This is a genomic window from Candidatus Similichlamydia epinepheli, from assembly GCF_003056015.1.
On the sequence record NZ_PPEU01000164.1, the window covers coordinates 1 to 1,000 of the forward strand.

2 protein-coding genes are annotated in these 1,000 nt (G+C 40.9%); both read left to right on the forward strand.

What is annotated here, in order from left to right:
• Positions 1-393 (forward strand): peptide chain release factor-like protein (locus GCCT14_RS05165; RefSeq protein WP_275655995.1); only part of this gene is annotated, 393 nt, incomplete at its 5' end.
• A partial coding sequence (locus GCCT14_RS05170; RefSeq protein ID WP_157952658.1) for a methyltransferase occupies positions 381-1,000 on the forward strand: 620 nt, incomplete at its 3' end. The genes GCCT14_RS05165 and GCCT14_RS05170, both read left to right, overlap by 13 nt.

The following is a 1,000-nucleotide window of genomic DNA, read 5'->3' on the forward strand; positions in this document are numbered from 1 at the left end:
CTGTGTAGAGCTTCTGGTGCCGGTGGTCAGCACGTAAATAAGACTGATTCAGTTGTTCGTGTTACTCATATTCCGTCTGGGATAGTTTGTTACTGCCAAGAAGAGAGGAGTCAACATCGGAACAAAGAGAAAGCTATGCGTTTGTTAAAAGCAAAGCTTTCTGACAAGATTCGTTCCGAGAAATCTGCGGAAGTTGCTGCGTTGCGTGCATCTCAGGTGGGAAGTGGAGATAGATCTGAACGTATTAGGACTTATAATTTCCCTCAAAATAGATTGACGGATCATCGAATCAAGTTAACTATTTACTCTCTAGATCAAGTAATGAATGGTTGGTTGGAGCCCATTTCTTCAGCTCTTATTCGTTGGCATGGGAAGAACAGATGCATCGAATAGAGGAGTCATTAACCGTAAAGTGCTTCCTACAAAAATGGAGACTTATTGCTAAACAAGTAGAGCAGTTGCCTATTGATGTTGATTGGATTGTCGCCCGCAGGCTCGGTTGTTCATCTCTTTCTGACTTATATTTCAAAGAAGAGATTTTTCTAGATGATCGATTGATTCGTGATATCGAACTTGACATGAGGAAATTGATGGAAGGGCTGCCTTTCGAATACGTGCTTGGAGAATGTTTTTTTGATGGAGAATGGATTAAAGTTCGTTCATCTACATTGATTCCTAGGCCAGAAACAGAAGAGTTGCTCAGGAATATTCCTTGGGATCTTATCCCTTGCAATGGTCGTTATCTTGATTTGGGCTGTGGTAGTGGTTGTATTGCTTTAGCTATGAAAAAGTTTAGGCCTAACGCGATTGTATGTGCGTCTGATATTTGTGTTTTAGCTTTGGATGTGGCTAGGTCGAATGCTAATTCTTTGGTGCGGGACATATTATTTAGGGAAGGAAACTGGTTTTTACCTTGGAAAGGTGAGTTATTTGATTTGGTCTCTAAATCAAGTAATGAATGGTTGGTTGGAGCCCATTTCTTCAGCTCTTATTCGTTGGC